Here is a 22,273-nt window from a genome sequence, read left to right as displayed (position 1 = left end):
GGGCATGCAGTGGCGCACAACGAAGCATCGGTCGAAGAGATACTTGAATCGATCAAGAAAGTGATCGCTCGCGACAATCGTGAGAGCGCGATCCAAACGCGCAAGCGCCGCGAGGAAGATGCTGATCGCGCCGAAGAAGACGCGCAGCTAGAGGCGAGCTCGGAAGATGTTCTGGACCTTGCTGAGATGGAACTCGAAAATTTGGAATCCCCAGCAGAGGCAGGTGATACCGCTGCTGACGACGAATCGCCGCTGGTGACAGAGGAAGTTCGCGGCGCGATGCAGGAAAACCTTGCCGCGCTTGCCATGCTTTCCGAACCTAGCGCCCGTCCGCAGATCGTTCGCTCCGGCGAAACCTCTCTCGAAGATCTGACCCGCGAACTCATGCGGCCAATGCTCGCCGAATGGCTGGATAAAAATCTGCCTTCCATGGTTGAGAAGATGGTTCAGGCTGAAATCGCACGGATCGCTGGCAAGAAAGCCTAAGGCCACCCAGCCAAACTTAAGGTCCAACATTTCAGTTTCACTGGCGCACAACCAAGAACCGCGTTAGTCGCTCAATTCATGCGATTGATGCCCTTAATCAGTGCCGCAATGACGGCAACTGCTCTCGCCTCGGCGCCGCTTGCCGCCGAAGATCACACAGTTGATGGTTTGAAGGCGCCGCCGATGACGGCAACAGACCTTGTGACCATGCCTCGCCTCAGCGGCGCGACGGTGGCGATGGATCGCTATGCGGTTTTTTCAGTAACTGAGACCGACCCCGATACGCTTGACCGGTCACGGCAACATTATGTCCTCGATCTTCAGCAATCAGATGCATCGCCGGTGCCGTTTGAATTGCCGATAGAAGCCTATGCCCTTGCCTTCGGTCAGGACAACTTCCTGTATTTCCTCAGCACAGAGCATCTTGATGAACAGCAGGAACCCCGCTCACGCCTGTGGCGCGCAGCGCTCGAAGGAAACGGCAATGTGACAGGGCCGATGCTGGTCGCCGACATGCCGGATACCGATATCGCCGGTTTTAAGCTTGCCCCTACAAGCAATGCGGTGGCCCTTTGGGCAGAGATTCCGCGTGACTGCCCCAGCTTTGGCTGTGCCGATAGTACCGCCGCGCATTTGCCCGGTCCGGGAAGTGGCAGACTATACCAAGGCGATGAGGGCTTCTTCCGCCACTGGGACCGCTGGGCAACCCCCGGTGTCTACAATCGGACATTCCTGTTTGGTTTGGTGGATGGCAAAGTCGTTGGTGACGGAGCGCCTGTAGACGGCGGTGTCGACCCTTCGGGCATAAAGGGTAACACGCCAACGATGCCATTCGGTGGCGGCGGAGACATTGCATGGGCACCAGACGGATCAGGCGTGTATTTCGTCGCCCGCGAAGCCAATGCCAATGAACCGGTTTCGACAGACCACGACATCTATTTCGCTTCAATTTCAGACTGGCCTCCGCTGGTCATAACCGATGCGAACAAAGCGGTAGATACCGCGCCAGCCCCTTCGCCTGATGGACGATTTCTGGCCTACCTTGCCATGGCTAGACCAGGATACGAATCCGATCGCATGGTGGTGCAACTGCGTGACCGGACAACCGGCGAGACGCGCGCGTTGACGCAGAATGTAGACTTGTCGTTTGGCAGATTGGAATGGAGCGCGGACGGATCATACCTGCTCGCCACCGCTGCTGATGTACTTGATACACCAGTCTTCCGTATCAATCCTGTTTCGGGTGAGACAACCAAGCTCGACCTGATGGCCGGCAACGAAGCGCATATTGGCAATATCGTCCCTCTTTCGGGTGACCGGCTGCTGTTCACCCGCGACTCCATCGGCGTACCTAGCGAGTTGTTCTTGTCAGACGGCATGGGCCAAGCGCGCCCTCTTACCGATATAGTGACCAGCCGGATGGGCGAGCTCGCTTCAACGGTGACTACCCGTTTCAGCTTTCCCGGCGCCAAGGGTGACACAGTCTGGGGTCAGATCACACGGCTGGAGAATCAGACAGGCCCGATTCCAGCGATTCTCTATATTCACGGCGGACCACAAGGCAGTTTCCGTGACGGATGGTCCAGCCGCTGGAACCCGCGTGTGGTCGCCAGCCAAGGGTATGCAGTCATATCCGTCGACTTCCATGGTAGCGCGGGATATGGGCAGGAATTCATGGATTCGATCAACCGCGACTGGGGTGGTAAGCCGCTGGAGGACCTACAGAAAGGCCTCGCCGCCGCACTCAAACTGGATGAACAGATCGATGGCAGCAAGGCATGTGCCATGGGCGCAAGCTATGGCGGCTATATGGTCAACTGGATCGCTGGGAAATGGCCGGACAGGTTCAATTGTCTGGTCCAGCATGATGGCTTGTTCGACATGCGCAGTTTCTATTACTCGACGGAAGAGCTGTGGTTTCCGCGCTGGGACTTTGGCGGATCTTATGCTGAGGCAAGCGATGAATATGAGCGCTGGAACCCGGTGAATCATGTCGATCGATGGCAAACGCCGATGCTCGTGATCACCGGTGAGAAAGACTACCGCGTGCCGTATACCCAAGGGCTGCAGAGCTTCACGGCGCTACAAGAGCGAAATATTCCGTCCCAGCTACTGGTTTTTCCCGATGAGAATCACTGGGTCCTCGGTGCGGAAAACTCGCTGCAATGGCACAAAACGGTCTTCGATTGGCTGGATCGTTGGCTAGACGAAAGCGAGCCGAAAGCCGAAGTCGAATGACCGAGACGAGCAAGCTTGCTGCGCAGACCGCGCTGGCGAAAAAGTACGGAAACGCAGGCAAGGGCGATGGAATCGAGCGGCACATATTTCTGTGCGCGCTGTCCGAGAAACAGAAGTGCTGCTCCCGCGCCGAAGGTGAAATTGCGTGGCAATTCCTCAAAGATCGCTTGAAAGAGCGGGGTTTAGTGGGGCCTAAACGGACAGAACAGCACCCTAAAGGTGCAGGCGGCGGCGTTCAGCGCACAAAAGCCGATTGCTTTCAGGTCTGTGGCGCGGGGCCCATCGCGGTCGTCTGGCCGGAAGGTGTCTGGTACCATTCCTGTCATCCTGACGCGCTTGAGCAGATCATCGAAGAGCATTTGATCGGCGGCCGACCTGTTGAGGACTATCGGCTCAAACCCGCGAGTTGAAGGCTGAGCCTCTAAAAGGCCGCTTATTCATCATCCTTCTTGTCGCCAAACAGCTCATCTGCGCTGGGTAGCCGGTTATCAACCGACTCATCGTGACCCGTGCCGTTGGAAAGGAACACGAGCCCCATCAGGCCACCGGTAAGCAGCATTGTAAACGCAATGCCAAGCGCAACCGCGATATAGAAATGAACCGATATTGCACCGTTGAATGCATAGAGCACTGTGATCGCGATCAGCACGACCGCGACAGTAACCGCCATAAGCAGTCGCATGATTTTCCTATACCGTGCCCAGGCATGCGCGGCAGTTTCCGGATCATCGAGCGGTGATTTCTTGGCCATAGCCTCCCCATGAATGGACGAGTGCCGCATTGCAATGGTGTCCGTTGCAACTGGGGTTGCAAGTTCGCGTGAATTTGCCAGCGACGAAGCCGGATTCGCTTTTCAGCCGCAAAAGTGGCATTTTGGTGCAAATGAAGGAGGTCACACATGACAATCGCAAAGATTATTGCAGGTCGATCAGGGTCGGATATCGTCGCGTGCGATGTGACCACGCCGGTTTCTGAAATCGTTTCAATGCTTGCGGGCAAACGTATCGGTGCGTTGCCGGTGATGCGCGCGGGCGCCGTTGCGGGCATTATCTCTGAACGTGATGTGATCTACAGGCTTGCAGAACAGGGCGCGAGTTGCCTGAATATGCCGGTCGAGGCGATCATGACCTCCCCTGCTGTCACGGTCGAGCCTTCAACCACAATCGACGAAGCCATGGCCCTGATGACAAAGCGTCGTTTCCGCCATTTTCCGGTCGTTGAGAATGGCGCGCTGGTCGCTTTCATTTCGATTGGCGATCTCGTTAAGGACAAAATTGATGCGGTTGAGCAAGAAGCTGCGGCGATCCGGAATTATATCCAGACCGCTTAAGCTTGTGGAATGGGCATTGCGCGCCTAAATTCAGCACCATGGCCGAAACACTCACTCTCACACCATCAGCAGCAAAGCGGATCGCTTGGATTGCGGGAAAGCAGACGAAACCTGCAATCTTGCGGCTTTCGGTCGAGGGTGGTGGTTGTTCAGGCTTTCAGTACAAATTCGACTTGGCCGACGCTCCGGCTGGAGATGATGTGGTAAGCGAGACGGACGGCGTGAAGCTTGTCGTCGATCCAATCAGCCTTGATCTGGTTGGTGGCAGCGTGGTCGATTTCGTCGAATCTCTCGGCGGCGCAGCCTTCAAGGTCGAAAACCCGCAGGCTGCGGCCGGTTGCGGCTGTGGATCAAGCTTCGGGATTTAGGTTTTACCGGCAGCGCCAATTCAGGCAGAAGCCTAAGGATGAGCACTGCCATGAAGATCGCCACTTATAACATCAACGGTATCAAAGCGCGTTTGCCGCGATTGAAAGAATGGCTGGAGGAAACGCGGCCCTCGGTCGCCTGCCTGCAAGAGATCAAGAGCCAGGATGAGGGCTTTCCCGCATCCGAGTTTGAAGAGCTTGGTTACCACGCAATCTGGCATGGTCAGAAGAGCTTTAACGGGGTTGCCATCTTAACAGATGGCAAGGCCGGATTTGAGCCACCAAAGGAAATTCAGCGCGGTTTGGGCATTAATGGTCCGAAAGAGGGGGAGGGCGAGCAATCCCGGTATCTTGAAGCGGATATCACCGGCCAGGACGGCGCGACGACACGTATCGTTTGCATATACCTTCCCAATGGCAATCCGCTGCCCGGGCCAAAGTTCGATTACAAATTGGCATGGATGGAAAAGCTGCGCGCCCGGATGGGCGAGATTTGGGCGGAGGAGGTTCCTGCCGCAGTTTTGGGCGATTACAACGTGATCCCCCAAGACGATGACACATATTCGGTTAAAGCAATGGCCTCGGACGCCCTGATGCAGCCAGAAAGCCGTGCCGCATATTCAAGTCTACTCGCTGACGGGTGGACCGATGCTGTGCGTACACTCAACCCGCGCGGCGGTGTCTGGACCTATTGGGATTATCAGGCCGGTGCATGGCAGCGCGATCACGGTTTCCGCATCGATCATATCCTGCTCACGCCAGAGCTTGCAGACCGATTGCAATCAGTTGGTGTCGACCGCGACCATCGAGGCCGCGAAAAGGCAAGCGATCATGCACCTACATGGGCTTCGCTGAGGGGTTAGCGCCGCATTTGGGTGAAACAAAAACCCCCGCCGGTGAGGGCGGGGGCTTTGAATGCTCTATCGGATGATGAGTTCAACGATAGAAAATATGCGTGTCGATCTTGGCGGTGCGTGTCTTGCGGTGGCTCCACTTTGGACGGACATAATTCGCATGGAAATACACAGCTTCGCCTGCTTCTGATTCCCACATTCCGTCATGCGCGATGCGGGCGATCGATTTTGCACGATTCCAAGCAGCAGAGCCGGTTTTGATCCGCGGCATCCGGCCATTCTTCACGAATGAGAATTGCGCACGTTGGTAGACGACGCTGCAATAGCTTGCAGGAAAGCGGCGATCGTCGGCGCGATTGATGACAACCTGAGCGACTGCCAACTGGCCAGCAAGCGGTTCGCCGCGCGATTCGAAGTAGACCGCACCGGCAAGGCAGCGCATTTGCTCTGTCATATCGTCGCCCTGATCAACCATGCCGACCAGTTCGCGAAGCGATTGGGCGCTATAGGTTGATTCGGCGTTTTCGATATCGGCCTGATCTTCAGAGATCTCTTGCACCACTTCTTCGGACACGAAAACGGTCGCTTCAGGTACAATTTCAACCAGCTCTTCAACTGGGGATTCGATTTGATCCGCTGCGGGAAGGGCCGCTGCGTCCTGTGCGAAAGCTCCTGCACCATCGGCGCTAGAGAAGCTCAAACCGGCAGTTGCTGCAATAGCGACTGCGCTTAAAGAGTAAGTCTTACGACTCATCAAAACTACTTTTTGTGCGGTGAGCGAGCTCCGACGCAGGTGGGAACCTGTTGCGATTGTTACGCAAGTTTTTTGATGGTTCGGCCTAACCTGCCGGCTGCCCCCCGTCTGCGTGCTGATCCCACGACCGTATTGCCGTGTTGTCAGCCCCCGCATGTGGAAGCAGGGGCGCAAGTAGTCACAATTGAAACTAAGTCAAGTTAATGCGGCAGAAGTGCGATGAACCGTTCTGCGTCGGCGATATCCACCTCAATAATCCAGATATCGGGATCTTGTTGACGGCGGCGATCAAGATACTCCGAAAATTCATACGGTTTTTCAATATCTTGTGATTTTGACGGTACGAATGATCGCGTACCATCAAGCTGGGACATTCTTTCGAAAAGCGTCGCATTGGCGCCGCGAAACATGGTTACGATCAGGATCGTGCCGCCATCGCGCTCACCCTTGGCAAGCACCATGGCAGACCCGCCATTCGATTCCGCAAGGCGGATCAAGCTGGAAATCTCGAGATGTGCCGGAAGGCGAACGGGTTCGCTCATTCGCTTGCTGAGTATCCCGGGAGGCTGGAAAGCGCGATGTGCGAGCGCATAAATGTGCCCGTGCCTCGGCCGATTTCTTCGCCCTCAGCATCGACAAGCCTCGATTCGGCGACAAATACCCTCCGCTTGCCGCTGACCCAGCGGCCTTCGGCCACAACCTCACCCGCACGCACCGGCTTGGTAAAGTGAAGGTTGAAGCTGGTCGTTAGAAGAAAGCGATCTGTTGCGAGCGTGTTCGCGGCGTAAAACGCTGCATCATCCAACATTTTGAAATAGATCGTGCCGTGGGCCGCGCCAGCAGCGTGAAACACGGCTTCATCTATCGTGAAGGTCAGCCGCGAACGGCCTTCGGCAGGCAATTCCAACCGCGATGCAAATTTGTCGTTGATCGGCGCCGAAGTGTAGAGCCGTTCCAGCGCGCGAAAATGCAGCTGCGCACCGGAATTCATATCGTTCTTGGATTCAGGCGGCATCGCGCAGGAATTGATTCGTCAGCAATGCGAACATCGCCTCACCGTCAGAGGCATCATTCAGTGCCTGGATCATCGTTTCATCCCGCATGAACCGCGAAATCGCCGCCAACGCATGCAGATGCGTTGCTCCGGCATTTTCGGGCGAAACCAGGCCAAAAAACAGCGATACTGGCACAGCATCAGCGGCAGCAAAGTCGATAGGTTGCTCCAGTTTAAGCAGAACCAGCGTCGGACGCCGCACCTGTGAGCTTCGGCAATGCGGAATCGCTGCACCGCGGCCAAAACCGGTGCTACCAAGCGCTTCGCGCTGCTCAAGGCCATCGAGCATTTCGGTGCTGTCGAGACCATATACTTTGGCAAAGTGCTGAGAAATCTGGGTCAGAACTTGCTGCTTTGTTTCCGAACGATCGATTATGACCGCCTCTGGCAGCATGGTTATGTTTACGTCCATTGCGAGTTTAAAATCCCAAGTTAGCTTGCCCATTCGGAGGGCAGGTACCACACGCTGCGAGAAGAAGCCGCGAACGGGGGTGCGGCGCCTCTTCTGCTTAGCGTGGTTTAGACCATCTATGCGGCCTGTCGCTTTCTCAAACGACAGAATTGTGGCTCTATCGTGGCTCAACCCAGCCGATCGAGCCATCGGCGCGGCGATAAACCATATTGTGTCGCTCAGTTCCAGCGTTTTTGAAGAACAGCGCTGTGGTATCGCGCAGATCCAGCATCATAACGGCATCTGCAACGCTGGCTGTGGGAATATCAACGCTGGTTTCCGCAATGATTGGCGGCGCTTCAGCGACCACTTCTTGTTCTGGCTCATCCGCCGCAAAGATGGTGTAGGCCGCTTCTTCCTCGGCACGCACCTGGCTTGCACGTTCGTGACGGTCGGTCAGGCGACGCTTATACCGGCGCAACTGCTTTTCAATCTTGGCGGCTGTGTTGTCGAGCGCCTGATGCGCATCATGCGCGCTGCCTTGCGCCTTGAGGATTGTGCCGTGGTTGACGTGGGTAATGATATCGCAGCGGAATGCTCCTGCGGGCGCTTTGCCAAACGTAACATGAGAGGACAGCGCACCGTCGAAGTATTTTTCGACAATTCCGCTTAATCGATCCGATGCATGCTCCTGCAAAGCAGCGCCTGTTTCCACCTGGTGGCCCGATATCCGGATATCCATCGTCGCCCGCTCTCCTCTTTCGTTGTTACACTCGTTCTAGCTGACCACTTTGGTGGTCAGCGAGCCCAGATCGCATCTTTGATCCCGGACACAAATTCCTGATGACGCGCCAACTCCTCGGCCGAAGCGATATGCGGTCGCGGTTCCCTGCGCGGCTTGTCTGGCCTTTTCGGCAAAGCCGGCGTGGCAAAATTCGATGTATCAGAAGTGCTTGCCGCAACCTCAGCGTCGGCTGCCAGTTCAAGCCCGATCTGGCGCCCGCCATTAAGCTCAACATAGACTTGCGCCAACAATTCCGCATCGAGAAGCGCGCCGTGCTTCACTCGGTGACTGCGATCAATCCCATAGCGCGAGCAAAGTGCATCGAGAGAGAGTTTCGCGCCGGGATGGCGTTTCCGGGCAATGGCCACGGTATCGACCATCCGGTCGAGCGAAATCGGCTCCCGGCCGATCTTCTCCAGCTCGGAATTGAGAAATCCGAAGTCAAACCCCGCATTGTGCGCAACGAGCGGCGCATCGCCGAGGAATTCCAGCAATTCATCCGCTGTTTCGGAGAATTTCGGCTTCGTTTCCAAAAACGAGATCGAAAGGCCGTGCACCGCTTCGGCAGCGGATGGCATGTCACGTTGCGGGTTATAATAAGCGTGATAGGTGTTGCCCGTCTCGACCCGACCAACCATTTCAACACAACCAATTTCAACCATTCGGTCCCCTGTCTTGGGGTCTAGGCCGGTGGTCTCGGTGTCGAAAACAATCTCACGCATTGGGAATGTTATTCACCCAAGTTCAGCGAAGCGCAAGGGGTCTGATGTCTCCAGATCGGAGCTTAATCCCGCTTCACCGTGATTGTTTCGAGAAGAGCCTCCACCTGCGCCCGTGTCTCATTAAGCGTCGTGCCAGTATCAATGACATAATCGGCACGTTCGCGCTTTTCGGCGTCTGGCACCTGAAGCGTAAGAATATGCTCGAACTTTTCGCTGGTCATGTTGGCTCGAGCCAAAACGCGTTTACGCTGGGCCTCTGCAGGAGCAGATACCACAACTACGACATCGACTGATTCGTTGCCGCCACCTTCAAACAAAAGAGGTATGTCGAACACAATAATCGGCGCATCCGCGTTGTCGCTCAGAAATTGCATGCGCTTTTTGCCTACCGCTGGATGCACAATATCCTCCAGCCGCTCCAGCGCTTCTTTATCGCCGAAGACCAGTTTTCCTAGCGCGTCGCGGTCCACACCATTTGGACCGGTGCTGCCGGGGAAAGCCTTTTCGATAACGGAGTTCAGCTCTCCATCCGGCCCCTGCATCGCCCGCACTTCGGCGTCGGCGTCAAACACGGGAATGCCCGCTGCCTGAAACATCGAAGCTACAGTCGATTTGCCCATGCCGATCGAACCTGTGAGACCAATAATAACAGGTCGGGTCATTTGGTGAGCAACCCTTGCAACTCTGCGTCATACTCGCGAGGGGGCTGGGCACCGAAAAACTTCTCAAACGCGGCGGCCGCCTGACCAATCAACATGGCAAGACCACCAATCGTCGGACAGCCCGCTTCACGGGCAGATCTCAGGAACGGTGTTTCCAATGGATTGGTCACAATGTCATAGGCGATGCTGCCCGGCGGTGCGTGGCTCCAATCGAAGGCGAGCGGTGGATTACCTTCCATACCCAGCGGCGATGCGTTGATAACCAAGTCGAGACATCTGTCGCGATCATCGAATGGAAAGTCAGTCGGCTCAGCAAAATAGGATAGGTCAATCGCGTGATGCTCGCCTCGCGGCGCTAACTCATCAAGCAAGGCACGCGCTTTGCTGGGATTGCGTCCTGCGACTACAAGGGTAAAGCCATTGTCCGCCAAAGCGGCGATAATCGCCCGAGCTGCACCGCCAGTGCCGATTATCCGCGCCATGCGGAACAGATGCTCTGCCTCAAGCAGCGGCTTAAGCGGTTCGAGAAATCCTTCCGCGTCGGTGTTGAAGCCTTTGAGTACACCGTTTTCATGTCTAACAACGGTGTTCACAGCACCAAGCGTTTCGGCGACCGGATCAAGAGCGTCGATCTCTGAAATTATGCTCTGTTTGTGCGGCATGGTAACATTGCAGCCAATCCAGCTGCCATCTTCACGATATTTCGATAGATAATCGCGCAGGCCCCCATCCTCGACATGGCGCGCTTTGTAACGGCCCGCGATGCCGAGTTTTTCCAGCCAAAATCCGTGGATAAGCGGCGATTTTGATTGGGCAATCGGATCACCAATTACATGGGCGTACGGCATATTCATGCCTGCAACACGCCATGCTCGCGGAGCGCGCCCAAGACCGGAAGCAATGGCATTCCAAGAACAGTGAACTGGTCACCTGTAATCTCTCCAAACAATTGCACACCCATCGCTTCGATCCGGAAAACACCGACCGTATAGCCGACCGCGGGCCATTCCTGCTCCAAATAGTGCTCAATAAACTCATCCGAGAGATCTCTGACGGTAAGCCGCGCAAGGTCTGTATAGGTCCACTCGCACGTATCATCCCGAACCAATGCCGCCGCGCTGTGCAATTCAATCGTCTTACCAGAGAAAAATCTGAGGTGCTCCGCAGCGTTTTCACGCGATGTCGGTTTGTCGAAACGTTGTCCGTCAACAACGACCAGCGAATCACTTCCGAGCACGAAAGCATCCAGATGCGCCGGAGCCAGGGCAGCAGCCTTCGCCACGCTTAGAGCTTCGGCAATCTCTGCTGAAGCGGCACCAGAAAGCTCCGCTTCGATGGCGCGTTCATCAACATCAGCGGGGATCGCCTCATATGGAACACCTGCGGCATCAAGCATCGCGCGGCGCGATGCGGATTTTGACGCAAGGATCAGGCGCGGTGGGGCGGCTTTCATATCGGCTTTGAAACTCCGTCGACTTGCTGGTCTTTGCGCTCGCGTTCTTGGACAAGCCGAATAATTGCAGCGGCGCTTTCTTCGATTGACCGCCGCGTTACATCGATAACCGGCCAGCCATTGTCTGCAAACATACGGCGCGCATATTGGAGTTCGGCTTTGACGCGCTCATCATCCACATAAGATGTCTCTGTACCCTCATTGAGCGAAAGCAACCGGTTGCGCCGAATCTGCACGAGCCGCTCAGACGCAGTTGTAAGGCCGACAACAAGCGGATGGCGCAGTTGGAAGAGTGACTTTGGCGGGGGGCTTTCGACGACAATTGGAATGTTGGCCGTTTTATACCCGCGATTGGCCAGATAGATACTCGTCGGCGTCTTTGAACTGCGCGAAACCCCGGCCAGAACAATGTCAGCTTCTTCCCAATTTTCGTGCCCGACACCATCATCATGCGCGATCGTGAACTGGATTGCATCGACACGCTTGAAATAGTCTTCATCCATCAAGTGTTGGCGGCCCGGCCTGCCATGCGCCTCTTGACCCAACTGCGCCTCCAGCGCTGCTGTAACCTGATCAAGCACGGGGACAGCAGGAAGCCCGAGATGTCGGCAATGCTCCTCGAGCCGCTCGCGCGTGTCAGGGTTCACAAGTGTGAAGAGCACCAAGCCCGGATTGTCGGCAAGATCGGGGACAATCCTGTCCAGATGTTGACGTGAACGGACCATTGGCCAGAAATGGCGACTCACTTCGGGATCATCAAACTGAGCAAGCGCCGCTTTCGCGATCATTTCCAGCGTTTCGCCGGTGGAATCCGAAACGAGATGCAGGTTCAGTCTGTTCATGATCGGAGTGCAGGATGCTTTCGGGCTTGTGGATAGACAAGGGCATAAACCACGGCAAAGAACGGTCGACAAGCATGGGAGGAAATTTCATCCTCGCAACCCTTGAATTTGTCGGACGGTTTGTCGACACGGGATAGAGTTTGTGAACAGGCTGGGGAGAGCGTGGATAGAATTGGCTTGACCACGCAAACATCCAGATTCGCATTCGCAAATGGGGGTGTTCACGTTGGGAGAAATCGGGCAGTTACCGGTAATTCCCAGTATCCACAGGGCCAACAGACTCACCATCCTTTTATAAATAATATTATATTTGATTAGAGGAACACCTATGCCGGGCCCATTGCTCGAAACACTCAAAGGCAACAAACAAGATATCGCTCCGGTCTGGCTCATGCGTCAGGCCGGTCGCTACCTTCCCGAGTATCGCGAACTTCGCGCTGAAAAGGGCGGCTTTCTAGAGCTTGTTTATGACAGCGAGGCTGCTGCCGAAGTCACCGTGCAGCCTATCCGACGGTTTGGCTTTGATGGTGCAATTCTGTTTTCCGATATTCTGATTGTCCCGCATGCGATGGGACAGGGACTTGAGTTTCTCGCTGGCGAGGGACCACATCTCAGCCCGACTTTGCGCGATGTGGAATTGTCTGAATTCACCGAAGCGAAAGAGCGCTTTGATCCGGTGTATGAGACCGTTCGCCTAACCCGAAAGCAAATTTCGGATCAGGTAACAATGCTGGGCTTTGCAGGATCTCCCTGGACAGTCGCGACCTATATGATTGCAGGACAAGGTTCCAAGAACCAGGAACCAGCGCGCTTGATGGCTTACCGTGATCCTGCACGTATGCAGGCAATCTGCGATGCGATTATCGAGGTTTCCGTAGAATATCTGCGCGGACAGATCGATGCTGGCGCAGAAGCCGTGCAATTGTTCGATAGCTGGGCTGGTAGCCTCGCGCCTGACGAGTTTGAGCGATGGGTTGTGGCTCCGAATGCGACAATCACGGCCGCGATCAAGGAAACGCACCCTGATACGCCCGTAATTGGCTTTCCGAAGGGCGCAGGGGCAAAACTGCCCGCCTATGCGCGCGAAACAGGTGTTGATGCAGTTGGCCTTGATGAGACGCTCGATCCGGCGTGGGCGCATGCAAGTTTGCCGGACGGTATGCCAGTTCAGGGCAATTTTGACCCGCTCTTGCTCGAAGCAGGCGGTCCTGAGTTGAACAAGCGTGTGGGTACAATTATCGACGCGTTCGAAGACCGACCCCACATTTTCAATCTCGGTCACGGGATCGGGCAATTTACGCCGATCGAGCATGTCGAAGAGTTGCTTGCAGCTCTAAGGGGCCGTTAAGGCCAGCGAATGCAGGATTTTCTTTTATCGATTTATCCGTGGCTCAAGATTGGCCATGTGATCTTTATGGTTTTTTGGCTCGCCGGGCTGTTCATGCTGCCTCGCCAGTGCATCTACATGCTCGACCACGAACCTGGGTCTGCCGGTGAGGCCAAATGGGCCGTGCGGATGGGTAAATTGCGCAAGATTATCCTGTCGCCCAGCTTGATCATTGTTTGGGTCCTTGGCCTGACGATTGCCTATTCAATTGGAGCGTTCTCGCAAGGTTGGCTGCATGCAAAACTGGCGCTCGTGCTGGCCTTGACCGGATATCATGGCTGGCTTGTCGCTCAGACAAAGAAAATGGCACGCGGTCAGCGTCCATTGAGCGAAAAGCGCTTGAGAATGATTGGCGAAGTGCCTGGGTTTTTGCTCGTTCTGATTGTCGCGCTGGTTTATCTGAAGCCATTTTAGAAATGCCGAGTTGACCGTGCGCCGCGCCCGTTCTAGTTCGTAATCCTCAACCGGTTCGGACAGCGCAACTCTGCACTGTCCTGTCTGCTTTCTCCAAGCCCATGCCTTCTCAAAAGGCGCCTCTTTATCAAGAGGCACTGACAATCCGGCCAATCCACTGATTTTTGGAAATAACTTTCAATGCATCTTAAAGACCTAAAACAAAAAACCCCGGCCGAACTTGTTCAGATGGCCGAAGAACTCGGTGTAGAAGGCGCGTCAACAATGCGCCGCCAGGATTTGCTGTTCAGCATCCTGCGTGAACTCGCCGAAGACGAAGAATACGAAGAAAAAATCATGGGCATCGGCACAATCGAAGTGCTGCAAGATGGCTTTGGTTTCCTTCGTTCGCCCGATGCGAACTATCTCGCTGGACCCGGCGATATCTACGTCTCGCCCAATCAGATCCGCAAATGGGGTCTGCGCACCGGCGATACGGTTGAGGGTGAAATTCGCGCTCCCAAAGAAGGCGAGCGCTATTTTGCTCTCACAGGCCTCACTACGGTCAATTTCGAAGATCCAGCGCAAGTCCGCATGCGCACCAACTTTGATAACCTTACACCGCTCTATCCAGATCAAAAGCTGTCGCTCGATACGCTCGATCCGACCGTGGTCGATAAATCCGCGCGCGTAATTGATATCATTTCACCGCAGGGCAAAGGCCAGCGTGCTTTGATTGTTGCGCCGCCGCGTACCGGTAAAACCGTTCTGCTTCAGAATATTGCTAAGGCAATCACAGACAACCATCCGGAGGTGTTCCTGCTGGTTCTGCTCGTTGATGAGCGGCCCGAGGAAGTCACGGACATGCAGCGCAGCGTGAAGGGCGAGGTAATCTCCTCTACCTTTGACGAGCCTGCAAACCGGCACGTCCAAGTTGCTGAAATGGTTATTGAAAAGGCGAAGCGTCTGGTCGAACACAAGAATGATGTAGTCATCTTGCTAGATTCGATTACGCGTCTTGGCCGAGCTTACAACACTGTCGTTCCAAGCTCGGGTAAAGTCCTGACCGGCGGTGTGGATGCCAACGCGTTGCAACGCCCAAAACGTTTCTTTGGCGCTGCGCGTAACATTGAAGAGGGTGGCTCACTCTCCATTATCGCGACCGCACTGATCGATACTGGCAGCCGTATGGACGAAGTGATCTTTGAAGAATTCAAGGGCACCGGTAACTCGGAAATCGTTCTGGATCGCAAGGTTGCTGACAAACGTATCTTCCCGGCTTTGGACGTCGGCAAATCCGGCACGCGCAAGGAAGAGCTGCTTGTCGAGAAGGACAAGCTTTCAAAGATGTGGGTGTTGCGCCGTATCCTAATGCAGATGGGTACGATCGACGCCATGGAATTCTTGCTCGACAAGATGAAGGATTCCAAGACCAACGAAGATTTCTTCGACACGATGAACCAGTAACCCGATTAGACCGCTTCTCGTCAAAAGCAGGCCCGCCTCGTGACATTGTCAGGGGCGGGCCTATTTTTGATCGATGTGATTGGCAATCGGGTCTCGCAGGTCTAAGCAACCGGACAAATGCTTAGCCAATATCTTTACATCAGCACCGCACCGAGCCTCTCCCGCAGAGAGGTGGAATCGATCCTCGAAAGCAGCACACGTAATAACCCAGCCAACGGCATCACCGGATTGCTGCTCTATAACGGGCGCAATTTCCTGCAATTGCTTGAGGGTGAGGAGGTCGAACTTACACCTCTGATGGTTAGGATCACCCATGATCCGCGTCACACAGGAATTTCCATGCTTGAGCATAAGGAAATTGAAAGCCGAGCATGTCCCAGCTGGGCGATGAAGCGGGTGATGATTGCCGACAGTGTAGATATGCGCCGGGAAACGTTGGAGGCTGATCTACCAGCAGGTCTTGACCTACAGATCCGGAAGATGATCACGAATTTTGCGGTTTTGAATTAGGCTTTCTGCCGCTCCAATTCAGCGGCCATCATATCCCACACTTTGTTCACGGCTTTAAGTGGTCGGACCATCACTTTGAAATCTTTGATGCGACCTTCTTCATCGAACGCGATCATATCGATTCCGTTGACCTTGATACCTTCCATCTCGGTCATGAATTCAAGGACAACTGTGTCATCCCCAACAACCTCACGGACATAGCGAAAACTATCGTTGCCCAGAGTTTGTGACGCAGCGGAAAGATAGGCCACGACAATCGAGCGCCCTTCCTGCGGAGTATGAACAACTGGCGAGTGAAAAATGGCGTCTTCACGCATAATCGCTGTCAGTTCGTTTGGTTGGCTTCCATTTGCGGCAACTTGGTGCCAGCGGGCGAGGGCTGATTGAATATCCATATTTGATCCTGTCTGCCAACTTGGTGGGCTTTGAACAAGTCATTGCCTATTGGCTTTATGAAACCCAAGTGACAAACAGACCGGTGTACGAGCATTGTCACGAGACAAGCCGGAGGGAGAATAGCAGTGAAGGTCAATATCGAGATCGATTGCACGCCGGAAGAAGCGCGCAGCTTCATGGGCCTTCCTGATGTTAGCAAAGCCAACAGCCTTTACGTCGACAACATCACGAAAGCTATGAAGGGTGTAAGCAGCCCTGCGCAAATGCAGGAATATGCTCAGGCTCTTGCGCCGATGGGTCAGGTGGGCCTCAAAATGTTTCAGAACTTCGTTGAAGGCGGGATGCGAGCTGGAAGCAAGAAGGCCTCAGGCAAAAGCGAAGATTGATCGAATGAAGGCTTCTCTGAATGGCTGAGACGATCTTTGCGGTGTCGAGCGGCGCTGCACCTGCAGCTATCGGTGTTATCCGGATCAGCGGCCCTCAGGCGGGGTTGGCGCTTCAAACGCTCGCTGGACGCGATTTCCAACCACGACGTGCTAGTGTCGCGAAATTGGCCGATGACAGCGGTAAAGTGCTCGATGAGGCGCTTGTCTTGTGGTTCCCGGGCCCCAGGACGGCCACAGGTGAGGATTTGGCGGAACTTCACTGTCATGGTGGCCGCGCTGTCCTCTCTGCTGTCCAGGAAGCTCTAAATTCGATTGATGGGCTGGCGCCGGCTGAACCAGGTGAATTTACAAGGCGAGCCTTTGCAAACGGGCGCATTGATCTGGCAGAATCAGAAGGTTTGGCGGATCTCTTGTCTGCGGAGACCGAACTTCAGCGGGCAGCTGCCATGGCCAATGCCAGCGGACAGCTTTCCGGACAGGTGGAAAGGTGGCGCGCCGAGCTACTCCGCTTATCCGCTCAAATTGAAGCTGCTCTGGATTTTTCCGATGAGGATGATGTTAGCGAGTTGCCAGACGGTTTCACGTGGAACATTGAGGCGTTGGCGAATGAGCTTGGCGAGTGGCTCGCTCGACCCAAGTCCGAGAAATTGGGTGAGGGGTATCGGGTGGTACTCGCCGGACCGCCGAACTCAGGCAAGTCGACTTTGTTCAACGCATTGATCGAGAGTGAAGCAGCGATAACATCGCCGATTGCCGGCACCACCCGTGACGTAATTGAACGTTCCGTTTCTATCGAGGGCATCCCGTTTCTGTTTGTTGATACGGCTGGTTTGCGTGATGAAAGCTCGGACGAAATTGAAGGGATCGGTATCGACCGTGCGAAGACCGAGCTTCAGCGAGCTGATACGGTTCTCTGGCTTGGTGCCGAGGGTGAGGGCCCAAAGCAGAGCTTGGAGATTGATGCGCGCATTGATGAATCCACGCACAAATCGAAAACCACTTCTTTTGCGTCGGTTTCCGCTCATACAGGGGTTGGGGTGATGCAGTTAAAACGCTCACTTATCAAAGTCGCGCAGGCGTCCTTTCCCAAACCAGGTGAGGCCGCACTCAATGCTCGTCAGCACCACCTCTTAACCGAAGCCCGAGACGCACTCGAAGGTGCCCGATCTGAACTTGACCTTTTGCTTGTTGGGGAAGAACTAAGGCGGGCCCGCGTTTCGGTCGATCGACTAATCGGGCGAACGACAACCGAAGATATGCTAGATGCGCTGTTCGGCAGGTTCTGCATCGGGAAGTAACGCATGCGCACGAGAATGTTCCACGTGAAACATTTGGGGTCCAGTAGAAAACAGCTTTGACGCAAGCTGGCTCAACCCCTATTTGCCCGAGAATGCATAGTTTTGATGTCCTTGTGATCGGCGGCGGTCATGCCGGTGTGGAGGCGGCTTGTGCCGCTGCACGTATGGGTGCGCACACCGGCCTTGTAAGCTTCGATCTCGATGCAATTGGAGCAATGAGTTGCAACCCTGCCATAGGCGGTCTGGGTAAAGGCCACCTTATGCGAGAGGTTGATGCTCTTGATGGTGTTTTAGGCCGCGCCGCTGATGCGGGTGCTATTCACTACCGGATGCTCAACAAATCAAAGGGCAGCGCGGTCTGGGGTCCACGAGTTCAGGCCGACCGTGTGCTTTTCAAGGCTGCCGTCCAAGATGTCGTGCGGAAGCAGCCAAACCTTACTTTGATCGAGGGTGAGGCGGCAGCGCTCGCCCTTAAGGGCGGTGTTGTTGAGGGGCTCGAGCTCGCTGATGGCACGATCCTTGGTGCCCCTAGAGTGATCCTTTGCACAGGGACTTTTCTCGGCGGGGTGCTCTACCGCGGTGAAGAACGCTTTGAAGGGGGCCGGATTGGTGAGAATGCAGCTACGCGCCTTGCAGGGCAATTGCGCGGTGCAGAACTGCCAATGGCGCGGCTCAAGACCGGCACACCGCCGCGGCTTGACGGTCGTACAATCGATTGGGCAAAGTTGCCCGAGCAGCGTTCAGACGCCGACGATTGGACAATGTCTCCGCTTACGCCCGCGCGCAAGAATCCGCAGGTCTTTTGTGCAATTACCCGGACCACACAGGCCTCGCATGACGCGATCCGAGCCAACTTGCATCGCTCACCGCTATTCTCCGGAGCAATTGACGCCGCTGGTCCGCGATACTGCCCTTCGATCGAGGACAAGATCCACCGATTTGGAGATCGTGACGGGCATCAGGTGTTTCTAGAACCGGAGGGGCTCAACACACACTTTGTCTATCCCAACGGGATCAGCACTTCTCTCCCAGTTGATGTGCAGCAAGACATGCTGAGAGCAATGTCGGGGTTGGAAAGCGTCGAGATGGTCGTTCCCGGCTATGCTGTTGAATATGATCATATAGATCCCCGTGCATTGACGCCGGACTTGCAGGTCCGTGCGATCCCGGGTCTTTACTGCGCGGGTCAGATCAACGGCACAACGGGATACGAAGAAGCTGCCGCGCAGGGCATGATTGCTGGACTTGAAGCAGCCGGTGCTGAATTGGGTAAAGCGCCTCCCAAGTTAGACCGCGCGAATTCATACATCGCGGTAATGGTAGATGACCTGACGCTGCAGGGGGTGAGTGAGCCCTATCGTATGCTTACAGCACGTGCTGAGTACCGCCTGCGCCTTAGGGCGAACAACGCCTCCACCCGGCTCACGCAGTTGGGTATCGAGGCAGGCTGCATTGGTGATGAGCGCCGAACATGGTTCGAGCAGCGTGAGGAACATCGCACGAGCATTGCGACGACCTTCGCAAGCTCTGTGCCGGCCAAGGAGTTGTCCGACGCTGGCTTTGCTGTGAGGCGTGACGGCGGTGATAAGCCGTTGTCAGAGTGGCTCCGCCATGACGGAATAAGCCTTGAATCGCTCGAACCCTGGTTGGGTAGGGTTACGCAGCTTAATCCGCTTCTTGCCGAGGAAATGGCAGAAGACGCAAATTATGCCCCCTACCTCGAACGACAGGATGCAGAGTTGCGTGATCTTCGCGCCAGCGAGGAGTTGTCGCTGCCTTCTGACTTCCCGTATTCGCAGGTGCCTGGTCTCTCGAATGAAATGGTTGAGCGTCTTAGCAAAGCAGCTCCTGGCACTCTGGCTGCAGCGGGGCGGGTCCCCGGTGTTACCCCTGCGGCGCTATCGGCCCTTTTGGTCCACGCGCGCCGCTATCAAAAAACCGGAAAATTTGCTGCGTGAGCGAACATGCTTTGATTGAAACGGAAGAGCAGGCTCGCAATTATGTGCAGGGGCTCTGTGAGCAGTCTGCATTTGAGCGGCTCGATCGCTTTGCAGAGCTTTTGCTCGAGGAAAACCAGCTACAAAACCTCATAAGCAAGGCATCTGAAGAGCAGGTCTGGCAAAGACATTTCGCTGATAGCGCGCAATTGCTAGCACATGTTCCACGTGAAACACTGAGCGAAGGATGTGATCCGTGGCTGGATTTGGGGACTGGAGCGGGGCCTCCGGGTTTGGTCATCGCGATACTGCGACCGGACTTGCCGGTCCGTCTGGTCGAATCGCGTGGGCGCAGAGTGGATTTCCTTTGCAGGTGTGTTGACCAACTGAGTCTTTCCAATTGTGATGTGATTGGCGAGAGGTTGGAGCGGGTTGAGCCGTTCCCGGCAAGTGTCATTTCGGCACGTGCCTTTGCTCCGTTGGAAAAACTCCTCCGTTTATCCTCACCCTTCTCCACAAAGCGAACACGCTATCTCTTGCCCAAAGGGCGGTCGGCGGCGCACGAATTGAAACAGCAGAAATCAGCGATTCGAAAAATGTTCCACGTGGAACAATCGTTGACCGATTGCGAAGCAGGCATCATCGTGAGTGTCTGAGACTGCCATTTAGGCCAAAATGGCCAAAATCGGCTCTGAAAGGTGAGAAGACCATGCTGACAATCGCAATTGCCAATCAAAAAGGCGGGGTTGGTAAAACAACCACTGCAATCAATATGGCTACCGCGATGGCTGCAACGGGTTGGCGCACCCTCCTGATTGACCTCGATCCTCAAGGGAATGCATCAACAGGTATGGGTGTTGGCTCGGAATCGAGAGATCAATCGAGCTACGATTTGCTCGTTGACGAAATTCCACTCGCAGATGCGATGATCGAAACAAGCATCCCCGGGCTGGATATCGTTCCTGCGACGCAAGATCTTAGCGGTGCTGAGGTTGAATTGGTCACAGTTGAAGAACGGACCGCGCGTTTGCGAAAAGCATTGGCCAATCACACAGTCCATGATGTCTGTTTCATCGATTGCCCTCCGTCTCTCGGGCTTTTGACGCTCAACGCTTTATGTGCAGCTGATACGCTGCTTGTGCCGCTTCAATGCGAATTCTTCGCCTTGGAAGGGCTTAGCCAGCTGCTTCAGACCGTCGAGCAGGTCCAACAGCGCTTCAATCCTTCGCTCGATATCATCGGTGTAGCGCTCACCATGTATGATCGCCGCAACCGGCTGACCGATCAGGTTTCCGATGATGTGCGCGAATGCCTTGGCAGTCTGGTGTTTGAAACGGTTATTCCTCGCAATGTGCGGTTGTCTGAGGCGCCCAGCCATGGGCTTCCTGCTCTCGTCTACGATCACTCTTGCACAGGAAGCCGAGCCTACATTGCTTTGGCGAGAGAACTAATCGGCCGCTTTCCGCCTGAAAGGAAGGCAGCATGAGCAAGAATAGCGATCCAATCCGGTTTTCGGTGCCGCAACGCAGCCCTGCGGACAAGAAGAAGAAGCTTGGCAAAGGCTTGGGAGCGCTCTTGGGTGAAACCAAGCGCGAAGAACCCCTCGTAAGGGATGAGGTATCTGGGGAGCCTGTTTCCAGTGTTGTGACGAACGACTCTGCACTTCAGTCGCTATCCATCGCCTCGATCAAGCCGCTTCCTGGCAACCCGCGCAAGCATTTCGATCAGGATGCGCTAGAAGAACTTGCAGCTTCAATTGCCAAACGCGGCGTAATTCAACCCATCATCGTTAGGCCGCGCAGTTCGGGCAAATATGAGCTGGTTGCTGGCGAACGCAGGTGGCGTGCCGCCCAAAAAGCCCGTTTGCATGAGATTCCAGCGCTGGTCCGCGATCTTGATGATCGGGAAGTGATGGCCCTTGCGCTTATTGAAAACTTGCAGCGCGAAGACTTGAACCCCGTCGAAGAGGCCCGAGCCTATCAACGCCTTGCCGATCAGGAGGGAATGACTCAGGCCGAGATCGCACGGATGGTCGAGAAATCGAGAAGCCATGTGGCCAATACACAGCGATTGCTCAATTTGCCGGAGAAGGTCCTCGATCTCGTTGAGGGCGGAAAGCTCTCCATGGGCCACGCTCGTGCGCTGATCGGGCAAGACGATGCGTCAAAGCTGGCTTCAAAGGCTGTGAACGACAACCTTTCGGTTCGCGAAATCGAGAAATTGGTCCGCCAGATGGCGAAGAAGGTCAACCGCGGTAACGCTGCACCAAAACCTGGGTCAGATTCTGCCGCAAACGCAGATATTGCAGCCGTGCAGAACCACCTTGAGGAATTTTTGGGACTCCCGGTCCGGATCAAGTCCGATGACAATCCCAGAACAGGTTCAATTTCAATCCGCTACGCCTCATTGGATCAGCTTGATCTTGTGTGTCAGCGTCTTACCGGCGGCGAATTCTAGGGATAGAAAAAGGGCGTTAAGTCTCTGATATTCAGAGACTTAACGCCCTTCTCAAAACTTCAGAGGCGCCAGAGAAGTTGCATGGCGCAACTTCTCTCTGCCTT

General features: G+C 55.1%; 28 protein-coding genes. 16 read left to right on the top strand and 12 right to left on the bottom strand.

From position 1 onward, the window contains the following. Positions 1–9 precede the first annotated feature (9 nt). From KCG46_RS03245 to KCG46_RS03235, 3 genes are all read left to right on the top strand, one after another. Positions 10–486 carry a DUF2497 domain-containing protein gene (locus KCG46_RS03245; RefSeq protein WP_218403893.1) on the top strand — a complete coding sequence of 159 codons (477 nt, stop codon included), beginning with the start codon at positions 10–12 and terminating at the stop codon, positions 484–486. A 108-nt stretch (positions 487–594) separates the two neighbouring features. After that, on the top strand, positions 595–2,724 hold the full coding sequence (locus tag KCG46_RS03240; RefSeq protein WP_255551738.1) for a S9 family peptidase: 2,130 nt from the start codon (positions 595–597) through the stop codon (positions 2,722–2,724). Further along, positions 2,721–3,134 carry a (2Fe-2S) ferredoxin domain-containing protein gene (locus tag KCG46_RS03235; RefSeq protein ID WP_218403891.1) on the top strand — a complete coding sequence of 138 codons (414 nt, stop codon included), beginning with the start codon at positions 2,721–2,723 and terminating at the stop codon, positions 3,132–3,134. Before KCG46_RS03240 ends, KCG46_RS03235 begins: the two co-directional genes overlap by 4 nt. A 23-nt stretch (positions 3,135–3,157) precedes the next feature. Here KCG46_RS03235 and KCG46_RS03230 read toward each other — a convergent pair whose 3' ends face one another. After that, positions 3,158–3,475: a hypothetical protein gene (locus KCG46_RS03230; protein WP_218403890.1), complete on the bottom strand. Its 318-nt coding sequence runs from the start codon at positions 3,473–3,475 to the stop codon at positions 3,158–3,160. A gap of 147 nt (positions 3,476–3,622) precedes the next feature. Between KCG46_RS03230 and KCG46_RS03225 the strand changes: the two genes are divergently transcribed. The 3 genes from KCG46_RS03225 to xth are packed head-to-tail and all read left to right on the top strand — an operon-like array spanning position 3,623 to position 5,285. Beyond that, a complete protein-coding gene (locus KCG46_RS03225; protein ID WP_218403889.1) occupies positions 3,623–4,054 on the top strand; it encodes a CBS domain-containing protein in 432 nt (143 codons plus the stop codon). A 38-nt stretch (positions 4,055–4,092) separates the two neighbouring features. Next, a complete protein-coding gene (locus KCG46_RS03220) occupies positions 4,093–4,422 on the top strand; it encodes a HesB/IscA family protein (protein WP_218403888.1) in 330 nt (109 codons plus the stop codon). A 50-nt stretch (positions 4,423–4,472) separates the two neighbouring features. Then, positions 4,473–5,285 (top strand): exodeoxyribonuclease III, encoded by an 813-nt coding sequence (gene xth / locus KCG46_RS03215; protein WP_218403887.1) that lies wholly within the window; start codon positions 4,473–4,475, stop codon positions 5,283–5,285. Between the two features lie 73 nt (positions 5,286–5,358). Here xth and KCG46_RS03210 read toward each other — a convergent pair whose 3' ends face one another. The 10 genes from KCG46_RS03210 to KCG46_RS03165 all read right to left on the bottom strand — a co-directional run bounded on the left by KCG46_RS03210 (position 5,359) and on the right by KCG46_RS03165 (position 11,938). Continuing rightward, on the bottom strand, positions 5,359–6,030 hold the full coding sequence (locus KCG46_RS03210; RefSeq protein ID WP_218403886.1) for a cell wall hydrolase: 672 nt from the start codon (positions 6,028–6,030) through the stop codon (positions 5,359–5,361). A gap of 200 nt (positions 6,031–6,230) precedes the next feature. Next, positions 6,231–6,572, bottom strand: coding sequence for a DUF1491 family protein (locus KCG46_RS03205; RefSeq protein WP_218403885.1), 342 nt, complete (start codon positions 6,570–6,572; stop codon positions 6,231–6,233). Continuing rightward, complete coding sequence (locus tag KCG46_RS03200; protein WP_218403884.1) at positions 6,569–7,045, bottom strand: PaaI family thioesterase; 477 nt, start codon at positions 7,043–7,045, stop codon at positions 6,569–6,571. The genes KCG46_RS03205 and KCG46_RS03200 overlap by 4 nt, the downstream gene beginning before the upstream one ends. Beyond that, positions 7,035–7,496, bottom strand: a complete 462-nt coding sequence (locus KCG46_RS03195; RefSeq protein WP_218403883.1) for a PTS sugar transporter subunit IIA — start codon at positions 7,494–7,496, stop codon at positions 7,035–7,037. The genes KCG46_RS03200 and KCG46_RS03195 overlap by 11 nt, the downstream gene beginning before the upstream one ends. A gap of 157 nt (positions 7,497–7,653) precedes the next feature. After that, positions 7,654–8,217: a ribosome hibernation-promoting factor, HPF/YfiA family gene (gene hpf / locus KCG46_RS03190; RefSeq protein WP_218403882.1), complete on the bottom strand. Its 564-nt coding sequence runs from the start codon at positions 8,215–8,217 to the stop codon at positions 7,654–7,656. 56 nt (positions 8,218–8,273) lie between these two features. Next, positions 8,274–8,981, bottom strand: coding sequence for a DNA polymerase III subunit epsilon (dnaQ, locus tag KCG46_RS03185; RefSeq protein WP_218403881.1), 708 nt, complete (start codon positions 8,979–8,981; stop codon positions 8,274–8,276). A 62-nt stretch (positions 8,982–9,043) separates the two neighbouring features. Then, positions 9,044–9,643 (bottom strand): dephospho-CoA kinase, encoded by a 600-nt coding sequence (coaE, locus tag KCG46_RS03180; protein ID WP_218403880.1) that lies wholly within the window; start codon positions 9,641–9,643, stop codon positions 9,044–9,046. Continuing rightward, complete coding sequence (aroE, locus tag KCG46_RS03175) at positions 9,640–10,497, bottom strand: shikimate dehydrogenase (protein WP_218403879.1); 858 nt, start codon at positions 10,495–10,497, stop codon at positions 9,640–9,642. The genes coaE and aroE overlap by 4 nt, the downstream gene beginning before the upstream one ends. Continuing rightward, positions 10,494–11,096, bottom strand: a complete 603-nt coding sequence (locus KCG46_RS03170) for a Maf family protein (protein WP_218403878.1) — start codon at positions 11,094–11,096, stop codon at positions 10,494–10,496. Before KCG46_RS03170 ends, aroE begins: the two co-directional genes overlap by 4 nt. After that, positions 11,093–11,938: a pyruvate, water dikinase regulatory protein gene (locus KCG46_RS03165; RefSeq protein WP_218403877.1), complete on the bottom strand. Its 846-nt coding sequence runs from the start codon at positions 11,936–11,938 to the stop codon at positions 11,093–11,095. The genes KCG46_RS03170 and KCG46_RS03165 overlap by 4 nt, the downstream gene beginning before the upstream one ends. 328 nt (positions 11,939–12,266) lie before the next feature. On the opposite strand from KCG46_RS03165, the gene hemE reads away from it, so the two are divergent. The 4 genes from hemE (at position 12,267) to KCG46_RS03145 (ending at position 15,695) form a co-directional block, all read left to right on the top strand. After that, positions 12,267–13,286 carry a uroporphyrinogen decarboxylase gene (hemE, locus tag KCG46_RS03160; protein WP_218403876.1) on the top strand — a complete coding sequence of 340 codons (1,020 nt, stop codon included), beginning with the start codon at positions 12,267–12,269 and terminating at the stop codon, positions 13,284–13,286. Between the two features lie 9 nt (positions 13,287–13,295). After that, the gene (locus KCG46_RS03155) at positions 13,296–13,739 is read left to right on the top strand and encodes a CopD family protein (RefSeq protein ID WP_218403875.1); all 444 of its coding nucleotides are present in this window, start codon (positions 13,296–13,298) and stop codon (positions 13,737–13,739) included. Positions 13,740–13,919: 180 nt separating this feature from the next. After that, entirely contained in the window at positions 13,920–15,185 is a 1,266-nt protein-coding gene (gene rho, locus KCG46_RS03150) for a transcription termination factor Rho (RefSeq protein WP_218403874.1), read from the top strand. 117 nt (positions 15,186–15,302) lie between these two features. After that, positions 15,303–15,695 (top strand): BLUF domain-containing protein, encoded by a 393-nt coding sequence (locus tag KCG46_RS03145; protein ID WP_218403873.1) that lies wholly within the window; start codon positions 15,303–15,305, stop codon positions 15,693–15,695. On the opposite strand, the gene KCG46_RS03140 is transcribed toward KCG46_RS03145, so the two are convergent. Beyond that, positions 15,692–16,090: a nuclear transport factor 2 family protein gene (locus KCG46_RS03140; RefSeq protein ID WP_218403872.1), complete on the bottom strand. Its 399-nt coding sequence runs from the start codon at positions 16,088–16,090 to the stop codon at positions 15,692–15,694. The two genes, KCG46_RS03145 and KCG46_RS03140, sit on opposite strands and share 4 nt — an antisense overlap. Before the next feature lie 126 nt (positions 16,091–16,216). Between KCG46_RS03140 and KCG46_RS03135 the strand changes: the two genes are divergently transcribed. From KCG46_RS03135 to KCG46_RS03110, 6 genes are all read left to right on the top strand, one after another. Further along, positions 16,217–16,477, top strand: a complete 261-nt coding sequence (locus KCG46_RS03135) for a DUF6489 family protein (protein WP_218403871.1) — start codon at positions 16,217–16,219, stop codon at positions 16,475–16,477. A 20-nt stretch (positions 16,478–16,497) separates the two neighbouring features. Next, positions 16,498–17,775, top strand: a complete 1,278-nt coding sequence (gene mnmE, locus KCG46_RS03130) for a tRNA uridine-5-carboxymethylaminomethyl(34) synthesis GTPase MnmE (protein WP_218403870.1) — start codon at positions 16,498–16,500, stop codon at positions 17,773–17,775. A 92-nt stretch (positions 17,776–17,867) separates the two neighbouring features. Next, the gene (gene mnmG / locus KCG46_RS03125) at positions 17,868–19,733 is read left to right on the top strand and encodes a tRNA uridine-5-carboxymethylaminomethyl(34) synthesis enzyme MnmG (RefSeq protein ID WP_218403869.1); all 1,866 of its coding nucleotides are present in this window, start codon (positions 17,868–17,870) and stop codon (positions 19,731–19,733) included. After that, complete coding sequence (rsmG, locus tag KCG46_RS03120) at positions 19,730–20,368, top strand: 16S rRNA (guanine(527)-N(7))-methyltransferase RsmG (protein ID WP_439648807.1); 639 nt, start codon at positions 19,730–19,732, stop codon at positions 20,366–20,368. The genes mnmG and rsmG overlap by 4 nt, the downstream gene beginning before the upstream one ends. A gap of 53 nt (positions 20,369–20,421) precedes the next feature. After that, entirely contained in the window at positions 20,422–21,198 is a 777-nt protein-coding gene (locus tag KCG46_RS03115) for a ParA family protein (protein WP_218403868.1), read from the top strand. After that, positions 21,195–22,169 carry a ParB/RepB/Spo0J family partition protein gene (locus KCG46_RS03110; protein WP_218403867.1) on the top strand — a complete coding sequence of 325 codons (975 nt, stop codon included), beginning with the start codon at positions 21,195–21,197 and terminating at the stop codon, positions 22,167–22,169. The genes KCG46_RS03115 and KCG46_RS03110 overlap by 4 nt, the downstream gene beginning before the upstream one ends. Positions 22,170–22,273: the final 104 nt, after the last annotated feature.

Origin of the sequence: Erythrobacter crassostreae (genome assembly GCF_019204045.1) — a bacterium.
Classification (GTDB): Bacteria; Pseudomonadota; Alphaproteobacteria; order Sphingomonadales; family Sphingomonadaceae; genus Erythrobacter; species Erythrobacter crassostreae.
Note: the sequence above shows the minus strand (reverse complement) of the source record. Positions and strands in the feature narration are given on the sequence as shown.